This is a genomic window from Pseudomonas luteola NBRC 103146, from assembly GCF_002091675.1.
Taxonomy (GTDB): Bacteria; Pseudomonadota; Gammaproteobacteria; order Pseudomonadales; family Pseudomonadaceae; genus Chryseomonas; species Chryseomonas luteola.
This window is the reverse complement of the sequence record NZ_BDAE01000001.1, coordinates 193,336-219,549: the sequence shown is the minus strand read 5'-3', so window position 1 is coordinate 219,549 and position 26,214 is coordinate 193,336. Positions and strand designations below refer to the sequence as shown.

24 protein-coding genes are annotated in these 26,214 nt (G+C 59.7%); 14 read left to right on the top strand and 10 right to left on the bottom strand.

Annotation, left to right across the window (positions count from 1 at the left end):
• Nucleotides 1-36: 36 nt before the first annotated feature.
• Both PLU01S_RS01050 and rph read right to left on the bottom strand, forming a co-directional pair.
• Nucleotides 37-399: a DUF4870 domain-containing protein gene (locus tag PLU01S_RS01050; RefSeq protein ID WP_010796448.1), complete on the bottom strand. Its 363-nt coding sequence runs from the start codon at nucleotides 397-399 to the stop codon at nucleotides 37-39.
• A gap of 14 nt (nucleotides 400-413) precedes the next feature.
• The gene (gene rph / locus PLU01S_RS01045; RefSeq protein WP_010796447.1) at nucleotides 414-1,133 is read right to left on the bottom strand and encodes a ribonuclease PH; all 720 of its coding nucleotides are present in this window, start codon (nucleotides 1,131-1,133) and stop codon (nucleotides 414-416) included.
• A gap of 189 nt (nucleotides 1,134-1,322) precedes the next feature.
• Here rph and PLU01S_RS01040 point away from each other — a divergent pair, with 189 nt between their 5' ends.
• The 5 genes from PLU01S_RS01040 (at nucleotide 1,323) to PLU01S_RS01020 (ending at nucleotide 5,816) form a co-directional block, all read left to right on the top strand.
• Nucleotides 1,323-2,186 carry a YicC/YloC family endoribonuclease gene (locus PLU01S_RS01040; protein WP_074821132.1) on the top strand — a complete coding sequence of 288 codons (864 nt, stop codon included), beginning with the start codon at nucleotides 1,323-1,325 and terminating at the stop codon, nucleotides 2,184-2,186.
• Between the two features lie 10 nt (nucleotides 2,187-2,196).
• Complete coding sequence (gene gmk, locus PLU01S_RS01035) at nucleotides 2,197-2,826, top strand: guanylate kinase (RefSeq protein WP_010796445.1); 630 nt, start codon at nucleotides 2,197-2,199, stop codon at nucleotides 2,824-2,826.
• Between the two features lie 86 nt (nucleotides 2,827-2,912).
• Nucleotides 2,913-3,185 (top strand): DNA-directed RNA polymerase subunit omega, encoded by a 273-nt coding sequence (gene rpoZ / locus PLU01S_RS01030; RefSeq protein ID WP_010796444.1) that lies wholly within the window; start codon nucleotides 2,913-2,915, stop codon nucleotides 3,183-3,185.
• Nucleotides 3,186-3,235: 50 nt separating this feature from the next.
• Nucleotides 3,236-5,350 carry a bifunctional GTP diphosphokinase/guanosine-3',5'-bis pyrophosphate 3'-pyrophosphohydrolase gene (gene spoT / locus PLU01S_RS01025; protein WP_074821129.1) on the top strand — a complete coding sequence of 705 codons (2,115 nt, stop codon included), beginning with the start codon at nucleotides 3,236-3,238 and terminating at the stop codon, nucleotides 5,348-5,350.
• 85 nt (nucleotides 5,351-5,435) lie between these two features.
• Nucleotides 5,436-5,816, top strand: coding sequence for a RidA family protein (locus PLU01S_RS01020; protein ID WP_074821127.1), 381 nt, complete (start codon nucleotides 5,436-5,438; stop codon nucleotides 5,814-5,816).
• Nucleotides 5,817-5,855: 39 nt separating this feature from the next.
• Here PLU01S_RS01020 and PLU01S_RS01015 read toward each other — a convergent pair whose 3' ends face one another.
• Nucleotides 5,856-6,710: an SDR family oxidoreductase gene (locus PLU01S_RS01015; protein ID WP_074821124.1), complete on the bottom strand. Its 855-nt coding sequence runs from the start codon at nucleotides 6,708-6,710 to the stop codon at nucleotides 5,856-5,858.
• A gap of 275 nt (nucleotides 6,711-6,985) precedes the next feature.
• Here PLU01S_RS01015 and PLU01S_RS01010 point away from each other — a divergent pair, with 275 nt between their 5' ends.
• The 6 genes from PLU01S_RS01010 to PLU01S_RS00985 all read left to right on the top strand — a co-directional run bounded on the left by PLU01S_RS01010 (nucleotide 6,986) and on the right by PLU01S_RS00985 (nucleotide 13,874).
• Nucleotides 6,986-7,921, top strand: a complete 936-nt coding sequence (locus tag PLU01S_RS01010) for a hydrogen peroxide-inducible genes activator (protein WP_074821121.1) — start codon at nucleotides 6,986-6,988, stop codon at nucleotides 7,919-7,921.
• Nucleotides 7,918-9,993 carry an ATP-dependent DNA helicase RecG gene (gene recG / locus PLU01S_RS01005; protein ID WP_074821118.1) on the top strand — a complete coding sequence of 692 codons (2,076 nt, stop codon included), beginning with the start codon at nucleotides 7,918-7,920 and terminating at the stop codon, nucleotides 9,991-9,993. Before PLU01S_RS01010 ends, recG begins: the two co-directional genes overlap by 4 nt.
• A gap of 85 nt (nucleotides 9,994-10,078) precedes the next feature.
• Nucleotides 10,079-11,482: an aminoacyl-tRNA deacylase and HDOD domain-containing protein gene (locus PLU01S_RS01000; protein ID WP_074821116.1), complete on the top strand. Its 1,404-nt coding sequence runs from the start codon at nucleotides 10,079-10,081 to the stop codon at nucleotides 11,480-11,482.
• A 126-nt stretch (nucleotides 11,483-11,608) separates the two neighbouring features.
• Nucleotides 11,609-12,715, top strand: a complete 1,107-nt coding sequence (locus tag PLU01S_RS00995) for a Gfo/Idh/MocA family protein (protein WP_074821113.1) — start codon at nucleotides 11,609-11,611, stop codon at nucleotides 12,713-12,715.
• 122 nt (nucleotides 12,716-12,837) lie between these two features.
• Nucleotides 12,838-13,476: an SCO family protein gene (locus tag PLU01S_RS00990; RefSeq protein WP_010796436.1), complete on the top strand. Its 639-nt coding sequence runs from the start codon at nucleotides 12,838-12,840 to the stop codon at nucleotides 13,474-13,476.
• Nucleotides 13,476-13,874, top strand: coding sequence for a VOC family protein (locus PLU01S_RS00985; protein ID WP_312196601.1), 399 nt, complete (start codon nucleotides 13,476-13,478; stop codon nucleotides 13,872-13,874). Before PLU01S_RS00990 ends, PLU01S_RS00985 begins: the two co-directional genes overlap by 1 nt.
• 5 nt (nucleotides 13,875-13,879) lie before the next feature.
• Here PLU01S_RS00985 and PLU01S_RS00980 read toward each other — a convergent pair whose 3' ends face one another.
• Complete coding sequence (locus PLU01S_RS00980) at nucleotides 13,880-14,305, bottom strand: VOC family protein (RefSeq protein ID WP_074821111.1); 426 nt, start codon at nucleotides 14,303-14,305, stop codon at nucleotides 13,880-13,882.
• A gap of 103 nt (nucleotides 14,306-14,408) precedes the next feature.
• On the opposite strand from PLU01S_RS00980, the gene PLU01S_RS00975 reads away from it, so the two are divergent.
• The gene (locus PLU01S_RS00975; RefSeq protein ID WP_074821107.1) at nucleotides 14,409-15,272 is read left to right on the top strand and encodes a LysR family transcriptional regulator; all 864 of its coding nucleotides are present in this window, start codon (nucleotides 14,409-14,411) and stop codon (nucleotides 15,270-15,272) included.
• Here PLU01S_RS00975 and PLU01S_RS00970 read toward each other — a convergent pair whose 3' ends face one another.
• From PLU01S_RS00970 to prlC, 4 genes are all read right to left on the bottom strand, one after another.
• Nucleotides 15,273-16,823, bottom strand: a complete 1,551-nt coding sequence (locus PLU01S_RS00970; RefSeq protein WP_074821104.1) for a phospholipase D-like domain-containing protein — start codon at nucleotides 16,821-16,823, stop codon at nucleotides 15,273-15,275.
• Nucleotides 16,824-16,930: 107 nt separating this feature from the next.
• A complete protein-coding gene (locus PLU01S_RS00965) occupies nucleotides 16,931-17,704 on the bottom strand; it encodes a DUF1835 domain-containing protein (protein ID WP_074821102.1) in 774 nt (257 codons plus the stop codon).
• Complete coding sequence (locus PLU01S_RS00960; RefSeq protein ID WP_074821099.1) at nucleotides 17,704-17,976, bottom strand: YheV family putative zinc ribbon protein; 273 nt, start codon at nucleotides 17,974-17,976, stop codon at nucleotides 17,704-17,706. Before PLU01S_RS00960 ends, PLU01S_RS00965 begins: the two co-directional genes overlap by 1 nt.
• Nucleotides 17,973-20,024 (bottom strand): oligopeptidase A, encoded by a 2,052-nt coding sequence (prlC, locus tag PLU01S_RS00955; protein WP_074821686.1) that lies wholly within the window; start codon nucleotides 20,022-20,024, stop codon nucleotides 17,973-17,975. Before prlC ends, PLU01S_RS00960 begins: the two co-directional genes overlap by 4 nt.
• Nucleotides 20,025-20,205: 181 nt before the next feature.
• Here prlC and PLU01S_RS00950 point away from each other — a divergent pair, with 181 nt between their 5' ends.
• The gene (locus tag PLU01S_RS00950; protein WP_074821096.1) at nucleotides 20,206-20,757 is read left to right on the top strand and encodes a gamma carbonic anhydrase family protein; all 552 of its coding nucleotides are present in this window, start codon (nucleotides 20,206-20,208) and stop codon (nucleotides 20,755-20,757) included.
• Nucleotides 20,758-20,838: 81 nt separating this feature from the next.
• Here PLU01S_RS00950 and PLU01S_RS00945 read toward each other — a convergent pair whose 3' ends face one another.
• On the bottom strand, nucleotides 20,839-23,502 hold the full coding sequence (locus tag PLU01S_RS00945; protein WP_074821093.1) for a mechanosensitive ion channel family protein: 2,664 nt from the start codon (nucleotides 23,500-23,502) through the stop codon (nucleotides 20,839-20,841).
• A gap of 22 nt (nucleotides 23,503-23,524) precedes the next feature.
• Between PLU01S_RS00945 and PLU01S_RS00940 the strand changes: the two genes are divergently transcribed.
• Complete coding sequence (locus tag PLU01S_RS00940; RefSeq protein WP_010796426.1) at nucleotides 23,525-23,725, top strand: DUF2905 domain-containing protein; 201 nt, start codon at nucleotides 23,525-23,527, stop codon at nucleotides 23,723-23,725.
• A 31-nt stretch (nucleotides 23,726-23,756) separates the two neighbouring features.
• Here the strand turns inward: PLU01S_RS00940 and PLU01S_RS00935 are convergent, their stop codons facing one another.
• The gene (locus tag PLU01S_RS00935) at nucleotides 23,757-26,117 is read right to left on the bottom strand and encodes an FdhF/YdeP family oxidoreductase (RefSeq protein WP_074821090.1); all 2,361 of its coding nucleotides are present in this window, start codon (nucleotides 26,115-26,117) and stop codon (nucleotides 23,757-23,759) included.
• Nucleotides 26,118-26,214 lie beyond the last annotated feature (97 nt).

Here is a 26,214-nt window from a genome sequence, read left to right as displayed (position 1 = left end):
AAACCGGCCCAGGGCCGGTTTTTTATTGTCTGACGCTCAGTCCACCGGTCGCCAGCAGAAGGGATACCGGTAAGGGCGGCCCTTGTTGGCCTTGAGGCCCGCGATAACGGTCAGCACAAAGGCCCACACGCCTACGAGAACCATCAGGGGAAACCCGATCAGTACCCAGGCGAGCAGCCAGCAGAGCAGGGTGGCCACCGTGATGGTGAGCTGGAAGTTGAGTGCTTCCTTGCCCTGATCATCAATGAATGGATCCGCCTCCCGCTTGAACTGCCAGACGACGAGCGGTCCGATGACATTGCCGATCATGGGCGCCACGAACCACAGAAACGCTGAATAATGGCAGAGCATGGCCCAACGGCGTGCATCCGCACTAGGGACTTGCTGTAGTTCGTTCATACGCCCTCGTCAGGTCATTCGGCCAAGGCGGCCTTTTGTATCTCGAACAGATCCTTGATGCCTTTCTGAGCCAGCGCCAGCATGGCGTTGAACTCTTCAGGCTGGAAGGGTGCACCTTCCGCCGTGCCCTGGACTTCGATGAAGCCGCCAGCATCGGTCATGATCACATTCAGATCGGTCTCGGCAGTGGAATCTTCAAGATAGTCCAGATCCAGTACCGGTGCGCCCTGATAGATACCCACAGAGACGGCTGCAACCATCTGCTTGAGCGGGTTGCCCTTGAGCCCGCTACGCTTCTTGAGCGCCGCCAGCGCATCGACCAGCGCCACACAGGCTCCGGTCACAGAGGCCGTACGGGTACCGCCATCGGCCTGGATCACGTCGCAGTCGATGTACAGGGTGTTCTCGCCCAGCTTGGTCAGATCTACCGCCGCACGCAGCGAGCGACCAATCAGGCGCTGGATTTCCAGGGTACGGCCACCCTGCTTGCCACGGGAGGCTTCACGCTGGGTACGTTCGCCGGTCGCACGTGGCAGCATGCCGTATTCGGCCGTCAGCCAACCTTGACCCTTGCCCTTCAGGAAGCGTGGCACTCCGGCCTCGACGCTGACCGTGCAGATCACTTTGGTGTCACCGAACTCCACCAGAACCGAACCTTCGGCATGCTTGGTGTAGTGACGGGTGATGCGGATCTCGCGTAACTGGTCGGCAGCGCGACCACTCGGACGATTCATGTAGGGATACCTGTTGCAGGAGAAAACTGGTCGTCATTATAGGCCCCATAGAGGATCATGCGACATCACTACGTTGGGCCCACCGTCAGGCTGGGGTAGACTTACCTCTTTTTTGCGGACCGCTCTGCAGCGAAAACGCTTCCGTGATCGTTGCCGGGTATTCCCGCACTGCTTAAGCGAGGACATTCCATGGTGCATAGCATGACGGCCTTCGCCCGCGTTGAACGCGCGGGTGTGTACGGTACGCTGAGCTGGGAGTTGCGCTCGGTCAATCATCGCTATCTGGAGCCGCACCTGCGTTTGCCTGAAGCGTTTCGCGACCTTGAAAGCAGTGTCCGCGAGGCACTGCGCCAGGGTCTGTCACGTGGCAAGGTGGAATGCACCCTGCGTTTCAGCGAAGAGAATGCCGCACCCAGCCTACAGATTGATGAACAGCGCGCCGGCCAGCTGATTGCAGCAGCCGAACGCCTGGCGTCGATGATCCAACAGCCCGCCCTGATCGATCCGATGACCGTCCTGAGCTGGCCGGGTGTACTGACCTCCCAGAGCGCCGACCCACAGGCCCTGAATGCCGAGGCAAAAGTCCTGTTTGCAGCCGCACTGGATGAACTCAAGGCCGGCCGCAACCGTGAGGGAGCGGAGCTGGCCCGCCTGATCGAGGAGCGCCTGCAGGCCATTCTGGTCGAAGTGGCCGCGCTTCGTGAGCTGATTCCCGAGATGCTCACCGCCCAGCGCCAGAAGATTCTCGACCGCTTTGCCGAGCTAAGCCTTGAGGCCGATCCACAGCGGCTCGAACAGGAGCTGGTCATGCTGGCCCAGAAAAGCGACGTGGCAGAAGAGCTGGACCGTCTGACGACGCACGTAGGCGAGGTGAGCCGTGTGCTCAAGGCTGGAGGCGCCGCCGGCCGTCGCCTGGACTTCCTCATGCAGGAACTCAACCGCGAAGCCAACACCCTAGGCTCAAAAGCCTTTGACCCGCGCTCCACCCAGGCGGCGGTCAATCTCAAAGTATTGATAGAACAAATGCGCGAACAAGTGCAGAACATCGAATAGGCCATTCACTATGACAGCCCTCCCTGGCACCCTTTACATCGTTTCGGCGCCTTCGGGTGCAGGCAAGACCAGCCTGGTCAAGGCCCTGCTCGATGCCCTGCCTGAAGTCCGTGTATCCGTCTCCCACACCACGCGCGCCATGCGCCCGGGCGAGGTCGACGGGGTCAACTATCACTTCGTGGATGTCTCGACCTTTCAGGGCCTGCTGGAGCATGGTGACTTCCTGGAGCATGCCGAAGTGTTCGGCAACTACTACGGTACGTCCCAGCGCCAGCTGGAGCAGACCCTCGCCGAAGGTCACGACCTGATCCTCGAGATCGATTGGCAGGGTGCCCAACAGGTACGTCGCAAGATGCCTCATGCCCAGTCCATCTTTATCCTGCCGCCCAGCCAGGAAGCCCTGCGCCAGCGACTGAACAACCGCGGGCAGGATAGTCATGAGGTGATCGAGCGACGCATGCACGAAGCGGTCAGCGAGATGAGCCACTATGTCGAATATGACTATTTGATCATCAATGATGACTTCGCCTCGGCACTGGAAGATCTGAAGTCCGTCTTCCGAGCCAGGCAGCTGCGTCTGGACCGCCAGCAACGCCGACACAACGAATTGCTCGAAAAGCTCCTGATCCAGCGGTCATGAGCCAAACGGCACTTCCCTTAGCACTGCCGATTTTTTAGACTACACAGTCCTCCCGCTTCGGGATCACATTACCACCGAGGAACACCATGGCCCGCGTCACCGTTGAAGACTGCCTGGATAACGTCGATAACCGTTTCGAACTGGTCATGCTCGCCACCAAGCGCTCGCGTCAGCTCGCAACCGGCGGCAAAGAGCCCAAAGTACCGTGGGATAATGACAAGCCGACCGTAGTGGCCCTGCGTGAAATCGCTGAAGGCCTGGTCGATGACGAAGTGGTTCGTCAGGAAGATATCGTTGAAGAAGAGCCGCTGTTCGCTGCTTTCGAAGAAAACAACGAGGCCGATAGCGAGGCGCTGTAAGATGCCGGACCGACGAGCCGTTACGTGGGCCGGCAGGAGATAAGCCATCCATGCCAGCCATAGACACGTTCTCCGAACGGCTCGCGTCCTATTTGGGCCCTGATCAGGTCAACCTGGTCCGCCGCGCCTATTACTACGCCGAGCAAGCTCACGATGGGCAGCGCCGCCGCAGCGGCGAGCCCTACGTGACCCACCCGCTTGCGGTCGCCAATATCCTGGCCGATATGCACATGGACCATCAGAGCCTGATGGCCGCCATGCTGCACGACGTCATCGAGGATACCGGCATTGCCAAAGAGGCGCTCATGGCGCAGTTCGGCGAAACCGTGGCCGAGCTGGTGGACGGGGTCAGCAAACTGACCCAGATGCAATTCGAGACCAAGGCCGAGGCTCAGGCGGAAAACTTCCAGAAAATGGCCATGGCCATGGCGCGTGACATTCGCGTCATTCTGGTCAAGCTGGCCGACCGGCTGCATAACATGCGCACCCTTGATGCCATGCCGCCGGACAAGAGCCGCCGCATCGCCAAGGAAACCCTGGAAATTTATGCACCGATCGCCAACCGGCTGGGCATGCACAACATGTATGCCGAGTTCGAGGATCTGGGTTTTCGGGCCATGCATCCCATGCGCGCCGAGCGTATCCGGCGTGCAGTCAAGGCCGCCCGGGGCAATCGCCGCGAGATCGTCAGCAAGATCCAGGAGTCACTGACCAGCTGTCTGCAGCGTGAAGGGCTTCCGGGCGAGGTGATCGGTCGCGAAAAGCACCTCTACAGCATCTACCAGAAGATGAGGGGCAAGCGTAAGTCGTTCAATGAAATCATGGACGTCTATGCCTTCCGCCTCATCGTCGACAAGGTCGACACCTGCTACCGCGTCCTGGGCGCGGTGCACAGCCTGTACAAGCCGATTCCGGGCCGCTTCAAGGATTACATCGCCATTCCCAAGGCCAACGGGTACCAATCCCTGCATACGACCCTGTTCGGCATGCATGGCGTACCGATTGAAATCCAGATTCGCACCCGCGAAATGGAAGACATGGCTAACAACGGCATTGCAGCGCACTGGCTCTACAAGTCAGGTGAAGAGGAGCCAAAGGGCTCCCACGCCCGTGCTCGCCAGTGGGTAAAGGGCATCCTTGAACTCCAGCAACGCGCCGGCAACTCCCTTGAATTCATCGAGAACGTGAAGATTGACCTGTTCCCGGACGAGGTCTATGTCTTCACGCCAAAAGGTCGGATCATGGAGCTGCCCAAGGGCTCCACGCCGGTCGACTTTGCCTATGCGGTACACACCGATGTGGGCAACAGCTGCATTGCCTGCCGCATCAACCGCCGTCTGGCACCGCTGTCGCAGCCGCTCAACAGTGGCGAGACGGTAGAGATCATTACTGCACCCGGCACACGGCCCAATCCGGCCTGGCTGAATTTTGTCGTGACCGGCAAAGCGCGGACAAATATCCGCCATGCACTCAAGCAGCAGCGCCGATCCGAATCGATCAGCCTGGGCGAGCGTCTGCTCAACAAGGCGCTGGCCAACTTCAATACCCAGCTCTCCAAGATTTCCCTGCCGCGTATCCTGCCGGTTCTGGCGGAATACAAGGTAGTGGTACTCGAAGACCTGCTGGAAGAGATCGGTCTGGGCAACCAGATGGCCTACGTGGTCGCCCGTCGCCTGGTATCGGCCGATGCCGAAAGCCAGGAAGATAAGGCGCAGACCGAAGGCCCGCTCGCGATTCGGGGTACCGAAGGGCTGGTCCTCAGCTATGCCAAGTGCTGTACGCCGATTCCAGGCGACCCGATCGTTGGGCACCTGTCGGCGGGCAAGGGCATGGTCGTCCATCTGGACACCTGCAAGAACATCGCCGAGATTCGCCAGAATCCCGAGAAATGCATCCCGCTCACCTGGGCAAAGGATGTGGTTGGCGAATTCAATGTAGAGCTACGCGTTCAACTGGAGCATCAGCGCGGCCTGATCGCCATGCTGGCGACCAGCGTAACGGCAGTGGATGCCAACGTTGAAAAGATCAGCATGAACGAGCGCGACGGCCGCATCAGCGTGGTTCAACTGGTGGTCAGCGTGCATGATCGTGTGCACCTGGCTCGGGTCATTCGAAAACTGCGTACGCTTTCCGGCGTCGCCAGCATCACGCGCGTTCGCAGTTAACGAGCCTTTCCACCTATCCCTGATGCCTGCTAGCCTGTCGGTTCTATCGACAGGCTTTTTGTCATCTGGATAAAGGAGCGACTCCATGAGCAAGACCGTGATCCATACCGAGAATGCACCGGCCGCCATCGGCACCTACTCCCAGGCGATCAAGGTCGGGAGTACGGTTTACCTGTCCGGGCAGATCCCGCTGGATCCCAAGACCATGGAGCTGGTAGAAGGCTTCGAGGCGCAGACCGTACAGGTATTCGAGAATCTGAAAGCCGTTGCGGAAGCCGCGGGCGGTTCGCTGGCCGATATCGCCAAGCTGAACATCTTCCTGACCGACCTCAGTCACTTTGCCAAGGTGAATGAGATCATGGGTCGTTACTTCCAGCAGCCCTATCCGGCGCGTGCCGCCATTGGCGTAGCAGCGCTGCCCAAGGGTGCCCAGGTTGAAATGGACGGTATCCTGGTTCTGGAATAAGCACGACAGGGCGCAGCCCCACGGCTGCGCCTGCTTGTCCTAGACATTCAGGATAGCGGAATAGCCTTCGCGAAAGCTGGGGTATTGCGGCGTCCATCCTAATTCACGGGCGCGCGTATTGCGGCAGCGCTTGCTACCGGCCCGGCGTACGGCAGATTCCTCCGCCCAATGGGTAACGCCCAGTTGCTCACGCAACCACATGACGACATCGTGGAGCGGAGCGGGCTCATCATCCACCCCCAGGTAAACAGACTCCAGCGCAACGCCCTGTTGATCTGCGCTCAACAGATGAGCGAGCAGCGTGGCAGCATCGTCAACGTGAATACGATTGCCATACAGCGGTGGCTCACTGGCGACGCGATACCCCTGGCGAACCTGATTGAGCAGCCATTCGCGACCAGGGCCGTAAATACCGCTCAAGCGTACAGCTGTAGCAGGCAGGCCGCTTGCCTGTGCCACCTGCTCGGCCTCCAGCAGGATCTTTCCGGAATAACCTTCGGGCTCGGTCGCTGAGGTCTCGTCCACCCACTCGCCGTTTTTCTGCCCGTATACGCCAGAGCTGGAAATAAAGACCAGCCGACGCGGCGTTTGCTGGTGCGGTTCAAGCCACGCCAGCACATGCTGAAGGCCCTCGACATAGGCAGTACGGTAACCGGTTTCATCGTGCCGGGTCGCCGCTGCGGCGTATACGACGTAATCCAGCGGCCCGGTCGGCCATTGCGCTGGCGCCTCCGCAGCGGCCAGGTCGCCTGCGACCGGTAGAATAGCCTTGGGCAGTTGCTCCACCGAGCGGCGCAGCCCATGCACCGTCCAGCCAGCTGCCTGCAGGCGTACACCCAGGCGACTGCCAACGTCACCACAGCCGGCAATCAGAACACGAGGGGAGACGGACATAGGAATACCTGCATCAATAGCGATCGAGTGGAGTAGCTTGCCGAGTCACGTTTTAAGCCTCAAGCCTTGCAACACAGCTTGGCTCAAAAAAGAGCAGCCGTTATGCTTGCAGGTGATAGTATTTGTTAATTGGTCATTAGCTGACCCGTCTGGCGAACGACTCGGAACGGACGACCTTCAAGCGTCGCCGTCATTTCGGAATGGCGCCTTGCCTGACACCTCGCCGAGCCTCGTGCGCCGCTGTGTATGGAAAGGCTCTAAGGATTGATTCAATCATGACCCTCACTGAACTGCGCTATATCGTGACTCTTGCCCAAGAGCAGCATTTCGGCCGTGCCGCCGAACGTTGCCATGTCAGCCAGCCGACTCTGTCGGTCGGGGTGAAAAAGCTTGAGGACGAATTGGGCATCCTGATCTTTGAACGCAGCAAGAGTGCGGTTCGCCTGACACCCACGGGTGAAAGCATTGTGGCCCAGGCCCAGAAGGTGCTGGAACAGGCCCAGGGTATTCGCGAGCTGGCCCAGGCGGGCAAGAACCAGCTCAGCGCTCCGCTGAAGATCGGCGCCATCTATACGATTGGCCCTTATCTGTTTCCCCACCTGGTTCCCCAGCTGAACCGCGTGGCACCAGAAATGCCGTTGTATATCGAAGAGAACTTCACCCATGTGCTGCGGGACAAGCTGCGCACCGGTGAACTCGACGCCATCATCATCGCGTTGCCGTTCAGCGAGCCGGACGTTCTGACCAAGCCACTCTATGACGAACCTTTCTACGTCATGATGCCGGCACGCCATCCCTGGACGGAGCTCAAGTCGATCGACAACTCCCAGCTCAGCGACAAGAGCCTGTTGCTGCTGGGTGAAGGGCACTGCTTCCGCGATCAGGTGCTTGAGGCCTGTCCGACGGTGCGCAAGCATGGGGACGAAGCCAAGCATACCCAGGTCGAGTCCTCGTCGCTGGAAACCATCCGCCACATGGTGGCCTCCGGGCTAGGCGTGTCTGTTCTGCCGTTCTCGGCAGTGGAAAGCCATCATTATGCGCCGGGCGTGATCGAGGTTCGCCCGTTCACCGCGCCGGTGCCTTATCGTACGGTCGCCATTGCCTGGCGAGCCAGCTTCCCGCGTCCACGCGCCATCGAGGTGCTGGCCGACTCGGTACGCCTGTGCTCCGTGGCCCGACCTGAAGCGGCAGGAGTCGTACAACCGGCATGACCGAACTGTCTGCTATCCCGGTTACCGCGCTGAAAGGCATCGGCGCGGCCATGGCAGAGAAGTTGGCCAGGGTAGGGCTCGAGAATCTGCAGGATGTCCTGTTTCATCTGCCTTTGCGCTACCAGGACCGTACCCGAGTCGTCCCGATCGGGGCCTTGCGCCCTGGGCAGGACGCTGTTGTAGAAGGCGTCGTAGCCACCGCTGATGTCATCATGGGTCGCCGACGCAGCCTACTGGTTCGCCTGCAGGACGGCAGTGGCACATTGAGCCTGCGCTTCTTTCATTTCAGCCAGGCCCAGAAGGATGGCATGAAGCGTGGCACGCACCTGCGCTGCTACGGTGAAGTACGGCCCGGCGCATCGGGGCTTGAAATCTATCATCCGGAATACCGGGCCCTGAAGGATGACGCGCCAGCGCCTGTCGAACAGACACTGACGCCGATCTATCCAACCACCGAAGGGCTGACCCAGCTGCGCCTGCGACAGTTGACCGAACAGGCACTGGAGCGACTGGGGCCGCATAGCCTGCCAGACTGGCTGCCACCGGAAATGGCAAAACAGTACAAGCTTGGCCCTCTAGCCGAGGCCCTGCGCTATCTCCACCGCCCGCCGCCGGACGCCGATGTTGAGGAGCTGGCAATAGGTCATCATTGGGCACAGCGCCGGCTGGTTTTCGAGGAGCTGTTGACCCATCAGCTCTCCCTGCAACGCCTGCGTGAAACCATGCGCGCGCAGCAGGCACCGCCATTGCCACCTGCTAAAAAACTACCCAAACAATACCTGGCCAACCTGGGCTTCAAGCCTACCGGCGCCCAGCAGCGGGTCGGTGCAGAAATTGCCCATGATCTGGCCCAGCATGAACCCATGCTGCGTCTGGTACAGGGTGATGTAGGGGCAGGCAAGACCGTGGTCGCGGCCATGGCTGCACTGCAGGCCATTGAGGCTGGGTATCAGGTCGCCCTGATGGCGCCGACAGAAATCCTGGCCGAGCAGCACTACCTGAATTTTCAACGCTGGTTCGAGCCTCTGGGGCTGGAGGTTGCCTGGCTGGCTGGCAAGCTCAAGGGCAAGGCGCGCGCCGCGTCACTGGAGCGCATTGCGGCCGGAACGCCCATGGTTGTCGGCACCCACGCTCTTTTTCAAAGTGAAGTCCACTTTGCGCGGCTGGCCCTTGTCATCATTGATGAGCAGCACCGCTTCGGTGTTCAACAGCGGCTGGCCTTGAGGCAGAAAGGTGTAGAAGGGCGCCTGAGCCCTCATCAGCTCATCATGACCGCGACGCCCATTCCGCGCACACTAGCCATGAGCGCCTATGCGGATCTGGATACCTCGGTGCTGGACGAATTGCCCCCAGGCCGTACGCCGGTCAATACCGTCACCATTACCGATACCCGTCGCGAAGAAGTCGTGGAGCGTGTGCGCGCCGCCTGCCTGGAAGGCCGACAGGCCTATTGGGTGTGTACGCTGATCGAAGAGTCTGAGGAGCTGACCTGTCAGGCCGCGGAAACCACCTTCGAGGAATTGTCGCTGGCCCTGGGCGAGCTGCGGGTCGGCTTGATCCACGGCCGGATGAAGCCCGCTGAGAAGGCCGAGATCATGGCGCAGTTCAAGGCGGGCGAGTTGCAGCTGCTGGTAGCCACCACAGTGATCGAGGTTGGCGTGGACGTACCCAACGCGAGCCTCATGATCATCGAGAACCCCGAGCGGCTGGGCCTTGCCCAGTTGCACCAGTTGCGCGGCCGGGTAGGGCGGGGCAGTGCGGTCAGCCACTGTGTGCTGCTGTTCCATCCTCCGCTGTCGCATATTGGCCGTGAGCGGCTGGCGATCATGCGGGAGACGAACGACGGCTTCGTGATTGCCGAACGGGATCTGGAATTGCGTGGCCCGGGTGAAATGCTGGGTACCCGGCAAACCGGTCTATTGCAGTTCAAGGTCGCTGATCTGATGCGCGATGCCGATCTGCTCCCGGCGGTACGGGATGCCGCTCAGGAACTGCTGGCAAAATGGCCCGCCCATGTCAGTCCACTGTTGGAACGTTGGCTACGCCATGGTCAGCAATACGGTCAGGTCTAAATAAAAGTTTGCGACCTTTGGTCAGAGGCATTCCAGTGCGGCGCGAGGTAGTTATACTGGCTACATCTGGCCTAGCGGAAATACCATGACTGACGTAGCCCACACCTCCGAGCCAACCCCTCATGCACCAGCGCCCATCAAGGAGATGCTGGATAAGCTGGGGGTGTCCTATCGTGAAGTGAATTCCACGATGGGCCTCTCTTCCAATGCCCAACGCGTACAGGCCGTCCTGCTGGATGACTCGACTGGGGTTCTGATGGTTCTGTTTCCGCAGAACCAGCTGCTCGACCTTAACCGTCTGTCGGAATTAACCGGCCGCACGCTGACCGTCATGAAGCCTGAACGGCTGTCCCAGGCGCTGCACAAGCACGAACTCAAGGTGCTGCCGGGCCTGCCTACGTTGAGTAGTTCGCCCTGCCTGTATGACGAACGCCTGCTCAAGGAGCCCAACCTGCTGTTGGAGTCTGGCGAGGAAGATGTCTTGCTGGAAGTCTCCGTGGATGATTTCCGTCGCTTGCTGGCCGAGGCCAACCCGGGCCGTTTCGGCGAGCCGCTGCTGGACATTCAACCCAATCAGACGCGCCCGGAAGCGGACGATGCGGAAATCACCTGCGCCGTCACACATTTCACGGCGCGCCGTATCAAGCAGCGCCTCGATGAGACGCTGGAAATCCCGCCGCTGTCCAAGACAGCTGAGAAAATCATCAAGCTGCGCGTCAATCCCGAAGCGACGGTCGATGATCTGGCCGGTGTGGTGGAAACCGACCCGGCGCTAGCCGCCCAGGTCATCAGCTGGGCGTCTTCTCCGTATTACGCGGCGCCCGGCAAGATTCGCTCCGTGGAAGATGCAATCGTCCGGGTTCTGGGTTTCGACCTGGTCATCAACCTGGCGCTGGGCCTGACATTGGGCAAGACGATCACATTGCCCAAGGACAAGCCGCAAAGCGCAACGCCGTACTGGAAGCAGTCCATCTTTACCGCCGCCGTCATCGAAGGGCTGGCACGCGCCATGCCACGCAAGGTTCGTCCTGAGATGGGCATTGCCTACCTGTGCGGGCTGTTGCATAACTTTGGCTATCTGGTGCTGGCTCATGTATTCCCGCCGCATTTCTCACTGATCTGCCGTCACGTGGAAGCCAACCCGCATCTGGACAGCAGCCTGATTGAGCGCCACCTGATCGGCATCACCCGTGAGCAGATCGGCGCCTGGCTGATGCGTAACTGGGAAATGCCGGAAGAGCTGGTAGCCGCACTTCGCTTCCAGGCCTATCCGGCCTATGACGGGCCCAACGCCATCTATGCCAACCTGACCTTCATGGCCGTGCAACTGCTGCGCGCTGAAGGCATTGGCAGCGGCCCGGCACGCCCCATTCCGCCTGAGCTGTATGAGCGCCTGGGGCTGACTCCTGAAAAGGCGCAGGAATGCCTGAGCCGCATCATGGGTGCCGAGGCGGCCCTGCGCGAACTGGCGTCTCAACTGCCTCAGTAAAAATTGCAGGCTAGACGGCTTTCTTCATGAACAGTCGTCCAGCCTGAGGAACTTCACCCCTCGCTTGCTTGCCGACAGAAATAAGGGCCGGGCTTTCGCCTGCCCATCGAATGGAGGACAAGCAACATGCCAAGTGCAGAGGGCAAGATCCGTTATGCGGTTGTCGCGGGTGGCTGGATTTCCCAGGGTGCGTTCATGCCGGGTGTCGGCCAGACCAGCAATTCGGTCATAACGGCGTTGGTGACAGGCGATCCGGTCAAGGCCGACGAACTGGCCAAACGGTACAACCTCAAGAGCTATCGCTACGAGGACTTTCCGGCACTGCTGTCCTCCGGTGAGATCGACGCCATTTACCTGGCTACACCCAACTTCCGCCACCGCGAATTTGCCGTACCGGCACTTGAGGCAGGTATCCACGTGCTGCTGGAAAAGCCCATGGCCACCAGCGAGGAAGACTGCAAGGCCATTATCGAGGCGTCCAAGAAGTCGGGTGCCAAGCTCATGATCGCTTACCGCCTTCACTGCGAGCCGGGGATGGTCGAGATGGTCGAGCGCATTCGCAACGGCGATATTGGCGACCCGCGTATCTTCACTTCCACGTTCGCCCAGCCTTTAGACCCGCAGAATCATCGCGCCCTGAATGGTTACTGGGCAGGACCAGTACCGGACATGGGGCCATATCCGCTCAATGCCGTTCGCAACCTGTTTGGTGACGAGCCGATCGAAGTGCATGCCGTGGGGGTCAATACACCCGGGCGTGACATCACGACCTATGACGCAGTGTCCGTCACCCTGCGCTTCCCTCAGGAGCGCCTGGCGCAGTTTACCGTCAGCTACAGTGCACCCAATACCGAGCGCTTCCAGGTAGTCGGCTCGAAAGGCGAAATCGAGGCGTCGCCCTGTTTCGGTTTTGGTGAAGGTGTAGCTATCACCTATCGTGCGACCATCGAGGGTGAAACGCAGGAACATGAACATCCTGTTGTCGACCAGTTTGGTGGCGAGACCGAGTATTTTTCCGACTGCATCCTGAATGATCGGGCACCTGAAATGGACGGCGATGAAGGCTGGCGGGACATTCGGGTGTTGGCTGCCATCGAGCAGGCGCTGGAAACCGGGCAGACCCAGACGCTGGAGCCATTGCCGCCCCGCCAGGGTCCTACTCAGGCGCAGGTGCGTACACTGCCGCTCGCCAAGGTACCGGACTACATCAATACCACCGAACCTACCACCTGATGCTGTTACAGGCTCGCGAAGCGTCTTGAAACGCTTCGCGGGTCGATCCGGCCTGCTGACGGTGCGAGGCGGGCCTACATCCAGTACCCTGATGCACATTCCGTTGCTCAAGGTTGTCCGTCATGACCAATGCTCGCCGTCTCGTTCTTATTCTTGCCATCTTTCTTGCCGTGATTGCGGTGGCAGCCCTCGGCTACCGCGCCTATCGAACCGATGCGGCGCCAACACCTGCCGAGCTGATGGACGCGGGCATCGTCATGCTGCCTCAAGGCAAGGCACTTCCTGCACTCAACTTTACGAATCAGGACAAGGAAGCGATTACGCTCGACTCGCTGAAAGGGCAGTGGCGATTGATGTTCTTCGGCTATACCTTCTGCCCGGACGTCTGTCCGGCGACCCTGGCGCAACTCAAGCAGCTGTTCACCAAACTGCCTGAAAAGGATCGCAATGCGCTGGGCGTAACGTTTGTAACCGTCGATCCTGCCCGGGATACACCGGAGCGGCTGAAACAATACGTAGAGTTTTTCAATCCAGGCTTCAAAGCCCTGGCAGGTGACATGGCCGACACCCAGACGCTGGCCAATACCGTCGGGATTCCCTTCATTCCGGCCGATACCACCCAGCAGAGCTACACCGTGGACCATGGCGCCAATCTGGTTCTGATCGACCCGAACGGCCGTGCTGTCGGTTATGTACGCCAGCCCATGCAGCTGGATCTGTTGGCCCAGCAATTGCCACGTCTGATGGAAGCCAAGCGCTAATGACTATACGCTTGCTGATCAATCTGGATGTCGACGACCTGGAGCGCGGCATCCAGTTTTATACGCAGGCGCTGGATCTGACGGTGCAGCGTAAGCTCTATGATGGACAAGTCGTTGAGCTAGCCGGGGCAGATGTTCCGATCTATCTGCTACAAAAGCCAGCGGGTAGCGAAACCGCAGGACAGGTGCGCCAGTACGGCCAGCACTGGACACCTATACATCTCGACGTTGTAGTCGATAACCTCGATGTTGCCCTGGCAAAAGTACTAGCCGCCGGGGCTACATTGGAGGGTGACGTCCGGCGTTCGGCATTTCGAGACATGGCCGTGCTTCGTGATCCTTTTGGCCATGGCTTCTGCCTGCTGCGCTTTTATGGCGAACCCTATAGCGACGGCTAATAGCCTCACTTGGCGAATAGTTGACCGATGTCCTTGAACGCCTTGAACTCCAGCGCGTTACCGCAAGGGTCCAGCAGGAACATGGTGGCCTGTTCACCTACTTGTCCCTTGAAGCGCACGTAGGGCTCTATTACAAACGCTGTTTCACGTGCCTTCAGGCGATCCGCCAACGCTTCCCACTCAGCCCAACCCAATACGACACCAAAGTGCGGCACAGGCACATCATGGCCATCCACAGGGTTGGTATGGGCATGTTCCTGCGCCGCGGTACGCGGGTGTTCGTGAATCACCAACTGATGGCCAAAAAAGTCGAAATCGACCCATTGCTCGCTGCTGCGACCTTCAGGGCAGCCAAAAACGTCACCATAAAAATGCCGGGCGGCTGCCAGGTCGTACACAGGAATAGCCAGGTGGAAAGGGGAGAGCGCCATGAGAACCTCATCAGGTTGGGCAAGACCCTATTGTCAGCCACAAGCGTTTCGATGGAAAAACGAATATTCTTGCTGCCGAGCAGCAACTATTTTGAGGCTGACAGTGCTTCGGGAATTGAAGACCTTTATTACAGTTGCACGACATGGCACCTTTTCAGCGGCTGGGCAACAGGTTGGCCTGACGCAGTCGGCAGTCAGTGCACAAATGCGCCAGCTGGAACGCGACCTGGGCGTACGGCTCTTTGACCGGACCGGCCGCGCGGCGCTGCTCAATGCTTCCGGCCAGCAAGCGCTTCCGCTGGCGGAGCAGATCCTCTCGCTGTACGAGCAAATGGCCGCTCCCACAGATGTCGCTCATTGGCAGGGCGAACTGAAGATCGGAGCCATCGCCACGGTTCAAACCGGCGTGCTGCCCGAAGCGCTGATGCGCTTTCGCCAGGACGCCCCCCAGGTAGACCTCAAGCTGATTCCTGGCGTCTCGCTGCAGCTCCTGGGCCGTGTGGACGCTGGCGAGATCGATCTGGCGCTACTGATCAAACCGCCATTTGCCTTACCCAAGGAGCTGGATGAAATTCCATTGGCCCAGGAGCCATTCGTGCTCATCACGCCCGCCACGTTGCCAGGCGACGATCCGCTGGCCTTATTGGCAACACAGCCCTTCGTTCGTTATGACCGAGGCTCCTTTGGTGGCCGACAGGTGAGCCGGTTCCTTCAGGAGCACCGGATTACCGTTCGTGAAGCGCTAGAGCTTGATGAGCTGGAAGCTATCGTCAGAATGGTCGAGTGTGGCCTGGGGGTGGCGTTGATTCCTCAGGCTGGTCTGCAGCTGGCTCAGGCGCGCGTGCGCACGCTTTCCCTAGGGCCGCTCACGTTTCACCGCGAGCTGGTCGCCATTTGCCGTCGGGGTCTGCGCAAGCAAGCGGCGCTGTCGTTCTTTCTGGAATGCGTAAAGGCGGCAAAAGGCTGATCAGAGCATACGCTCAAGGCCTACTGCACGCACGATCCAGGCGTTGAATCGGCGCCACAATCCGCCAGGCTCATGGTTCAGCTCATACAGTTTGCCGTCGCGCTCTTCCAGCCAGATCAGCTTGGTTGTTCCGTCGCGGTCGACCCGCTTCACCTGATAGCTGACACCCAAGGCCATACCATCGAGAATCAGCTGACGGACCCGGCCGGCAAGGGCAGGACTGTCTACCATGATGCCAACCTCGGTATTCCACAGGATAGAACGCGGGTCGAAATTGAAGGACCCGACAAAGGTATGCTCACGGTCAAGCACCATGGCTTTACTGTGCAGGCTGGAAGCCGACTGACCAAAGCTATAAGGCGAGGCATGCAGGCCTTTTTCCGGGCGGTTGCGCATTTCATAGAGCTTGATGCCCTGCTTGAGCAATTCGTCGCGGTACGGCGCGTATCCGCCATGAACAGCGGGAACGTCCGTCGCTTCCAGCGAGTTGGTCAGTACGCGAATATCTACCCCCTCGTGGGCTTTCTCACTCAAGTACTCCACCCCTGTCTGGGTTGGAACGAAATAGGCGGAGACCAGGAAAAGCTCCTTGTGCACGTCGTCAAGGCTGGGCATCAACTGAGTCGTCAGTAACAGGTTTCGGTCCGGCTCGCCCTCTGCCAACACTTTACGTGGCGCGTCCCAGAGCGCCTTGCCATTGGCCCAGGTCAGCTCATGAAGCCAACCCTCCATTTGCGGTGCAGTGTCGTAACGGCGCAACCGGTTGTAGAGCGCCGAATCCTTTACCCGCTCGCTGTCCAGGTAGCGCTTGAGCCCCGTGCGCATTCGAGTCAGCGCGTGAGCTGTGGGCGGGCGGCGCAGAAAACCTGTAATGGGCTGGCTGATCTCGCTGTTCCAGTATTGGTCGAAGCTTACACCGAGCTGATGGGCGACAGGACCCGCTCCAAGCAGGTCGAGGTCCGTGAAATTCATTTCGGGCTTGGCATCGAAATACTCATCCCCCAGGTTGCGACCGCCTACAATGGCTACGCTGTTATCGGCAAGCAATAGCTTGTTATGCATGCGGCGATGCTGCTGCGACAAGTGCAGGAAGCGCCCCATGTAACGTGTAACGCCGGTACTGCGACCGATATGCAGCGGGTTGAAGACGCGAACTTCGATGTTGGGATGGGCTGCCAGTGCCGCCAGGGCATAGTCATTACCATCGCTGCTGGTGTCGTCAAGCAGGAAGCGAATCCGCACACCACGGTCAGCAGCGGCCAGCAGCTCATTGACCAGCATGCGCGTGGTCACCCCATCGTGAACAATGTAGTACTGGATATCCAGACTGCGCTGGGCCATGCGGATCAGCTCGGCGCGGGCGGTAAAGGCGTCGGTGCTGGACTCCAGAAGGCGAAACCCTGATTGTCCGGGATGCTTGACGGCCTGCCGTTGAAGCACACTGTTGAGGTGCGTGCCGGCTGGCGCGAGCATGGAGGAGGGAGTTGGTGTCTGAACCTGAGCGCAACCCGTCAACAGGACGAAGGACAGCAGTAATAAACGGGCGTACACAGATTCCCTCCAGGTCGAATGCGTATCCCTTCGACGCTTGCGTTGCGGTTAAATTCAGAAGATCAGGGCAGAAGGCCATGATAAGACCGGCCTGTGCCTGTCATTGTTCAGACCGTTGGCAGGCAGACCATTTGCTGGGAGTAATGCCCCTTTTCAGGCCCTTGCAAAACAAGGAGGCCTCTATGAGCCAAATCGCGGGCACGCCAGCCTAGAAAAGTATCTGTCGCGAAAAATCCTTCGCTGCGTACCATGACTTCGGCTATCACTCGTGCGAGCGGTTGCCATTCTGGCGTGCAATGCTGGAGGAGGATAGTGTCCACCGTTTCGTAGCCGCTGTACCGAAACGTACCGCCTAACCATTGCCTGATATCAGCTTTGGCTTCGACTGCCTCATGCCAGGCTCTGGCCAGCTCCTGTTGCTGCTCAGGCAGGATCAGGGCAGGGCTATACAGCTTCTTCAATAACTCAAGTGAACATTGACCAACCGCACGGCGAGTCTGTACATCGCTACGATGTGTTCCACATGGAACACTGTATAGCGCAACAGGCGCATCGTGCAGAGCGGCAGCGATACGACAGAACAGAAGCTGCTCAGAGGCACTGTCGCCGTGCCAGACAGTAATGGGGCGATTGCCTTGTGCTGCATGCTCAAGCCACGTGGCATCGTCCGCCAGTTGGCGGGAAAAGTCGGGAGCGGGAACATCGTCTGGCCAGACGGCCTCCCAGAAGGCCGACCGAACCGGGCAGGGCGGCTGGTGTACATCTACCAGCGGCCCTACGGCCAGATCGTCACGCATTATCCGTAGCAATGAAGTGGCCTCGGTATCAATCACCTGACGGACACCTTTAGCCGCGACATCACCACAGACAACGTGCCACATCAGTCAGGCTTGTCCTTCTTGAGCTTGGGATTCGGGAAGAACTGAGCCACCTTGACCTGAGCCGTGGCAGGCTTTAGCTGCTTGGGCGCATTGACGCGCGTAGGCAATTCCTTGGGAACCGAATTGCCGCGCTCGTCCAGCGTATCCCCATAGCCGCAGGAGGCGCACTCGCGGTGCGGTACGCCATCCTCATTCCACATCTTCATCGTGTCTACCGATTGGCAGGCGGGGCACACGGCCCCGGCGATGAAGCGTTTTACCGGTCCGCTCATGCAGCCTCCTCGGTAAGACCGGAGTGGCGTAGCAGCGCGTCGATGCTGGGCTCACGGCCGCGGAAGTCCACGAACAGCACCATCGGCTCAAGCGAACCACCACGAGCCAGGACGGCCTCACGGAAGGCGCGGCCGGTTTCAGCATTGAACACGCCTTCTTCCTCGAACTTGGAGAAGGCATCAGCTGATAGGACTTCCGCCCACTTGTAGCTGTAGTACCCCGCGGCATAACCGCCAGCAAAGATGTGGGCAAAGCTATTGGCGAAGCGGTTGTAGGCCGGCGGACGCATAACCGAAACTTCATCGCGGATGGATTCCAGCACGTCGAGTACGCTACGGCCATCGCCGTGGGTGGCATGCAGCTCGAAGTCGAAGAGCGAGAACTCCAGCTGACGCACCATCATCAGTCCAGACTGGAAGTTTTTCGCAGCCAGCATCTTGTCTAGGAGCTCCTGGGGCAGTGGCTCGCCGGTCTCGTAATGGCCGGAAATCAGCGCCAGACCTTCCGGTTCCCAGCACCAGTTTTCCATGAACTGGCTCGGCAGCTCGACCGCATCCCATGCCACGCCGTTGATGCCGGAAACACCTGCATGCTCGATGCGGGTCAACAGATGATGCAGGCCATGACCAAATTCGTGGAACAGGGTGGTCACTTCATCATGGGTTAGCAGGGCAGGCTTGCCACCGCTGGCCGGGGTAAAGTTGCAGACAAGGTAGGCGATCGGGTTGATCAGCTCGCCCTGGGCATTGCGACGCTTGTCACGAGCACCGTCCATCCAGGCACCGCCACGCTTGTTGGCGCGGGCGTAGAGGTCGAAGAAGAAACGGCCAACGTGCTTACCGTTTTCGGTGATTTCGAACAGACGGACGTCCGGGTGCCATTTGTCGAAGCCATCCGTGATCTCGCTGATCTCGATACCGTAAAGCTTTTGCACCACAGTGAAGAGACCGGACAGTACCTTGTCGACCGGGAAGTAGGCGCGTAGCTCTTCCTGGGAAAGCGAATAGCGGGCCTGGCGCAGCTTCTCGGCGAAGTAGCCGGTGTCCCAGCTCTTGAGATCAGTTACGCCCTGCTCAGCAGCAAAGGCCTTGAGCTGATCCAGATCACGCTGGGCAAAAGGTTTGCTGCGCTGGGCCAGATCACGCAGGAAATTCAGGACCTGCTCGCTGGATTCAGCCATCTTGGTCGCCAGGGACAGCTCGGCATAATTAGCATAGCCCAGCAGGCGCGCCAGCTCTTGGCGCAGGTCGAGGATCTCTTCCATCACCGGACCGTTGTTGAATTGTCCAGCGTTGGGACCCTGGTCAGAGGCGCGGGTGCAATAGGCCGCATAGACTTCCTCGCGGAGAGCGCGGTCATCGGCGTAAGTCATCACCGCGTAGTAGCTTGGGAATTCGAGGTTGATCAGCCAGCCTTCCAGCCCCTTGGCCTGGGCCGCAGCAGCTATCTGGGCCTTGGCGGAATCTGGCAGACCCTCCAAAGCAGATTCGTCAGTCACATGCTTGGTCCACGCCTGGGTAGCATCCAACAATTGGTTGGAAAACTTGCTGGACAGCTCGGACTTGCGCGACTGGATCTCGCCGTAGCGCTTCTGCTGTTCAGGCGGCAGATCGATACCCGATAAACGGAAATCACGCAGAGCGTTGTCGAGAATCCTCTTCTGAGCAGCGTCGAAGCCCTTGGCCTCTTCGCTTTCAGACAGTTTCCGGTAGGCCTCAAAAAGGTCCTTGTTCTGCCCGGTCTCCGTGGAGTAAGCAGAAAGCTTAGGCAGGCAGGCCTCATAGGCCGTACGCAGCTCAGGATTGTTACACACGGCATTAAGATGAGTAACCGGGCTCCATGCATGGCCCAAGCGGTCGTTCAGCTCGTCGAACGCCACGACCAGACCTTGCCAGGTCGGGTTTTCCTTTTGGGTCTTCAGCAGCTCGGCAATGGCGGCGCGGTTGTCTGCCAGGATCTGATCAATGGCCGGCTCGACAAATTCAGGCTTGATCGCGGAATAGGGTGGCAGATCGTAGGGCTGTAACAGAGGATTGCTGGCGCTCACGGTGTTCCCCTCAAGGATATATACGGGTAGCTTGAGCCCCACGCCGACCGGGATACGGCTATGCTGCCTCAAAGGACGCATTGGCCGGCTTTGCCCAGTCAACGAAAGGCTCTCAAAGAAGACTATATGGAGCCCATCTTAACCAGACTCAAGGCTCGCCTGATTAGAAAAGGTATCTATCGTGACCATTCGCACTTACCAGAATAAAACGCCCGTCCTGGGCGAATGCGCTTTTGTGGACGCCACCGCCGTGGTCATCGGTGACGTGGAGCTGGGCGCAGACAGCTCCGTCTGGCCGCTGACCGTGATTCGCGGCGACATGCACCGTGTCCGCATCGGTGCCCGTACCAGCATTCAGGACGGCAGCGTGCTGCACATCACCCACGCCGGCCCATACAACCCGGACGGCTATCCTCTGATCGTAGGCGATGATGTGACGGTCGGCCACAAGGTCACTCTGCATGGCTGCACCATCGGCAATCAGGTCCTGGTGGGGATGGGCAGCATCGTCATGGACGGGGCCGTGGTGGAGAGTCAGGTGATCATCGGTGCCGGTAGTCTGGTGCCGCCAGGCAAGACATTGGAAAGCGGGTTCTTGTATGTAGGCAGCCCGGTCAAGCAGGCGCGCCCGCTCACGGAAAAGGAGCGTAGCTTCTTTGAGTACAGCGCAGCCAACTACGTGAAGTTGAAGGATCAACACCTCGCCGAGGGCTACGACCAAGACGACGCCTGAGCCACGGCGGCAACGGATTTACGGTTGGGAAGAAGAGCGCTTTGCCGGAGCACAGCGCTCTTCTTCCTATCAGCCAAGCCCTCAGGCGTCGGGGCTTGGCTGGTTGCTGGGCAGATGGTTACCGTGTGGCAGGGGCGACCGATCCGTGGCAGCAGTCTCGCTTGGCATGACCAGATAGGTACGTGGGTCGGCAATGGTGATACCCAGCTCGCGGAAGCGCTTGAGGATGCGGCGGTTGGTTTCGCGCTGCACACCCCAGCGGCCCTTGTCGATACACCGCATCTGACCCAATACCGTCACCATAGAGCCGTCGACCGCGTCCACCCCCCAGACCTCCAGATCATTGATGATCAGATCCTTGAAGGCCGGGTCCTGTCGCATTTCCGCACCGATAGCTTTCAACTCGTCAAAGACCTGATCGATGTCGGTGTTGTAGCCCACGTTGATACGAATGGACGCATTGCCGATTCCACGGTTGATATTGTTGACCGTGGAGACTGAGCTGAACGGCACGATATGCAGCGAACCGTCACCGGCCCGGATACGTACCGTCCGAATCGACAGGTACTCTACCGTACCGGAGACGCCTGCCACGGTGACCCAGTCCCCCACCTGCATGGCGTTTTCCATCAGCAGGAAGATACCGGTAATGAAGTCCTGCACCAGTTTCTGCGAGCCGAAACCGACAGCCACACCGATAATACTGGCACCAGCCAGCAGCGGCGTGGTGTTGATACCGATCTGGCTGAGTGCTGTAAGGCCGACCACCAGCACGATAATGATGAGCAGGAAGCTGCGTAGCATGGGCAGGAGCGTACGCAGGCGCGCAGCCCGGACCAGATCCCCCTCGTTTGTCCACCGCGTCAGACGCCGCTGTACCGAGGCGTTGGCCGACTCCCAGACAACAATCGCCACAAGAGCCGCCACCAGGATCGTCAATACGGCAGAAAGCAGACTGCGCCCTATGGTGCCACTGGCAAACCAGCTCAGCGCGTCAAGGCCCCAGAGCTGAAACAGGACAATGACGGTGCACACGGTGATAGTCGCGGTGATCAACCGGCGGGCAAGCGGGTAATAACGATCAGCCAAGCGGCTGCGTACAGACGAGGCAGGCGTATTGCTCTCATCTGAAGGCGCGTCGGTCTTGGGTTGAAAAGCACGCCCTACTGCGCCCAGGACGAGGATCGCCAGCAGCCGCGCTGCAATGACCACCGCCCCCGATAGGGCAATAAAGTTGATCAGCTTGGGAAAGCCGTTCTCGACACCCAGCGCCCACACCACCCACAGCCCGATAACGAATGCTGCAGCAAAGAAGGCCCAGACGAGCGCCAGCCAGTTACGCAGGGCGGCCACCGGCCCGGTTGCCTCGGCAGGTGCTTCGATCAACGCACCGACCGGCTTGCGGACCTTGAAGATAAGCACGACCAGACAGAGGTGAACCAGCAGCGAGAACAGTTTGACGATTGCCAGATGGCCCGCCCGGCCTGCGCCCAGCGCCTCGACTGCCTCAGCCAGGGCGATACCGAACGCCGCCAGCACAACGGTGAACCGTATCCAGGTTTCCAGAGTCCGGGCGATATCGGTTCTGACGCGGATGATGCGCATCCCGTGGCCTATCGGCGAGATCAGCAGGCGAACCACGGCCATGCAGACGCGCACTGTAACGTAGGCGCCCACGAAGCCCTGAACAACCGTCATGACGCTCTGTTCATCACCCGACAGCGCCCGCATGATCAGCGCCGCTGCACCAAAGAATAACGCCAGCGGTAACAGATCAAAAATTAGCGAGCCCAGTGCATAGGGCAGGTGACGCAGGGTACTCCAATGCTCGCCCGGCATGGCGGTATGCCGGGGTGAAGCAGCTGTCTCATGCGTAGCGGCATCAGCAGTCGCCTGCTGTTGGGATTGGGTTGTAGAGCCGGAGGCGGTACTGGCGGGGCCACCCTTGGCGGCATTTGTCGCACCGACCGGTACGGCCTCGATCTGCTCGACACCATCACGCGTCGTCTGTACCAGCGCCACTTCTTCGCTGGCCGGGCGAATGCCGCCCACCTCGGCAGCATTAACGGCAGCTGCCTGCTCGGCCTGTTCCCGCTCGGCCCGCGCCCTGGCCTGGGCCTGAGCCAGTCGTTGCCTTTCATCCCGCTCGGCCTGCTCGCGTCGGGCGCGTTCGTCTGCTTCCTCAGCATGCTGGATCAAGGCGCGGCGGGGTCTGCCCAACAGGTAGCGCAACCCCCATTCAAGGGCGAGGCCTACGCCGAAAACAATGGTTAGATCGACCAGCGCCTCGCTCAGGATATGCTTGCCCTGGCCACTGGCGGAATGGGTTCGTAACCACACCGGGAACGCCAGGGCGGCCTGTTTGATCTGGTGAAGCTGATCTTCCAGCCCATCACCCCACCGACTGACCTGACGGAGCGTTCTGGCAATCAAACCGTTCGCTTCGATCGCCACGGCAGCAGGTGCTTCGGCAGGGGCCGCGGTATCGGCAGCAGTATCGTCCGTTGATTGATCATCGGACTTCGCTGCATCGGCGTCCTTGGCTGGGGCCGTGTCGGCAATCGCCTTGAGGGCCCGCACCGCCTCGGCGCGCTGCTGTTCATCCTGCAGTACGCTAACGGCGCGGCGAGCATCGCTTGGAGAAATGGTTTCATCACCCGTGGCGGATTGATCGGCCGCCAGGGCGTGGCCTAGAGAAAGGATTAAAAGGAACGCAAGGCACACTCGCGAAATCTGTTTAGGCATGGCTCTCGAATCGGATGATGATATGTCTCGTACCCTGATCGTCATAGGTCTGCTGATAGTTGCCGTTGGCCTGCTATGGCCCTGGATCGGACGGCTACCGCTGGGTCATCTACCGGGCGATATCGTCGTCAAACGGGAGAACGTCTCGTTCTTTTTCCCTATCACCACCATGATCCTGATCAGTGCGGTGGTATCCATCGTGCTGTGGCTGATTAATCGCTGAGCCCTGGCCGGACCGCCAGGGCTCAGGCCGCTTACACCGCGCCCACCCCGGCCGGTGAGGCCGGCTCGGACGGGACGTTGCGATCCTTCACCACGGCGATCACCTTGCGCAGCCGAATCGGAATAGACTTGGCGGCAGGCACCTTGCTGCGCTCCGCGTAATGCCAGAGCGGAATCAGCGGATTGCATTCGGGGTAGTAGCCACCGCAACAGCCCTCGGGGATGTCGTACGGCGTCACCCGGAGTGGGCCGACTTCCCGGTGTACGCCATCGTCCACCGCAGTAATGGCCTGGATCATGTCGCCTTCGGCCAGCCCGTGGCGGGCCATGTCACGACGGTTCATGAGGATGACCGCCCGCGTCCCATAGACTCCGCGGAAGCGGTCGCTGTAGCCATAAACAGTGGTGTTGAACTGGTCGTTACTGCGCAGCGTCATCAGCTGCAGCACGCCCTGCTTTTTGAGATCAGGCTCGATGTCGTCATCGGGTGTGAGCTTGTCAGGAGTGATGAAGTTGGCCTTGCCGGTCTCGGTCGCCCACTTGCGCTCGGAGGCACCGAGTGGACGATGGAAACCGCCAGGCTCCAGCATCCGCACGTTGAAGTCATGGAAGATATCGGGATAGCTCTCGGCGATGGCGTCACGGATCAGACTGTAGTCGGCGACCCAGGCATCCCAGTCGAGCCGGGGATTGGGTTCTAGTGTCGCCTTGGCCAGTGCCGCCACGATGGCAGGCTCCGATAACAGATTAGGCGCCGCCGGCTTGGCAACGCCGCGCCAGGCCCGGATACACCCTGTGCTGTCTTCGGTGGTATGGCGCTGTTCACCGGTGGCCTGCACATCGATTTCCGTACGGCCCAGGCATGGCAGGATGTAGGATTTCTTACCGTGCACCAGATGGTTACGGTTGAGCTTGGTGGAAATCTGCACGGTAAGCCTGAGCTTGCGCCAGGCCGGCTCCATCAGTAGTGTTTCCGGAACGGCCCGTACAAAGTTTCCGCCCAAGCCGATAAAGGCCTTTACCTTACCGCTGACAATGCCTTCGCACGCCTCGACGGTGTTCATGCCGTCATCCTGGGGCGCCTCGAAGCCGAACTGCTTCTTGAGGTTTTCTGCCGGGACATGGCTGGCCTTCTCGGTGATTCCGACAGTGCGTTGCCCTTGCACATTCGAGTGGCCGCGGACGGGCAGGATACCGGCGCCTTCCTTGCCCATGTTGCCGCGCAGCAACAGCAAATTGACGAGCATCTGGATGTTCATTACGCCCTGACGGTGCTGGGTAAGCCCCATGCCATACACGCCAATGACACGCTCGCAGCGGGCATAGACCATTGCCGCCAGCTCCATGGCACTGCGGGTAAGGCCGGAACGGCGCTCCAACTCTTCCCAGGTGTAACGGCGGATCTTCGCTTCGAAGGCCTCCAGGCCGTGAGTGTGCTGTTCGATGAACGCTACATCCAACACGCGTGGCTTCCCGGCGGCACGCGCCTGGTCGTCCATCTCAAACAGCTTTTTGCACATCCCAGCCATGGCCGCAATATCACCCCCAATGGCGACCTGATTGTAGTGGGTGCTGATGGTGATTTCCTTGCCGGTCGCCATCTCGGTCGGGGACTGCGGGTTAGTAAACTTCTCCAGTCCGCGCTCGCGGATCGGGTTGAAGGTAACGATAGGCGCGCCGCGCTGACGCGCCTCTTCAAGCTGGTGAAGCATGCGCGGACTGCTGGTGCCGACGTTCTGACCGAAGAAAAACAGGCCGTCGGTTTTCTCCATGTCGTTAAGCGTCACAGTGGCCACCGGCACACCAATGCTTTCCGGAAGGGCGATGGAGGTGCTCTCGTGACACATGTTGGAGCTGTCGGGCAGGTTGTTTGTCCCATACATACGGGCAAACAGCTGGAACATGTAGGAGGTTTCCAGCGCCGCCCGGCCCGAGGTGTAGAACACCACGTCGTTCGGATCGGCCATGGCCCTCAGCTCATCGCCAATCTCGCGAAAGGCAACGTCCCAGCGAATCGGCTCGTATCTGTCCGTCTCGGCGTTCCAGCGCAGCGGATGAGTAAGTCGACCCTGTTGCTCTAGGTCGTAGTCACGCCAGTTGAGTAATTCCGTTACGGTATGTTGCGCGAAAAAATCAGGTCCGCAGCGGTTGCTGGTGTTTTCCCAGGCGGTGGCCTTGGCCCCGTTTTCGCAGAACTCAAAAGGGCGGGCCGGGTGAGGTTTGGCCCAGGCGCAGCTGACGCAGGCAAAGCCTTCGATCGGCTTGTTTTGCTTGAGTAGAAGAAGACCGGAGCCGACAGGCGACTTTTCACGGATCAGGATATTCGCGACTGAGAAAGCCGAACCCCAACCACCGGAGGGTGATTTATAAGGCTTGAAACGAGGTTTGTTCACGCGTAGCTCCTTGCAGGCAGATGGCCGCTGACCTTGTCAGCTCACGGTTGGCCACATTCCAAAGCAAAAGGGCCCGGCGCCGGAGCGCCGGGGTACG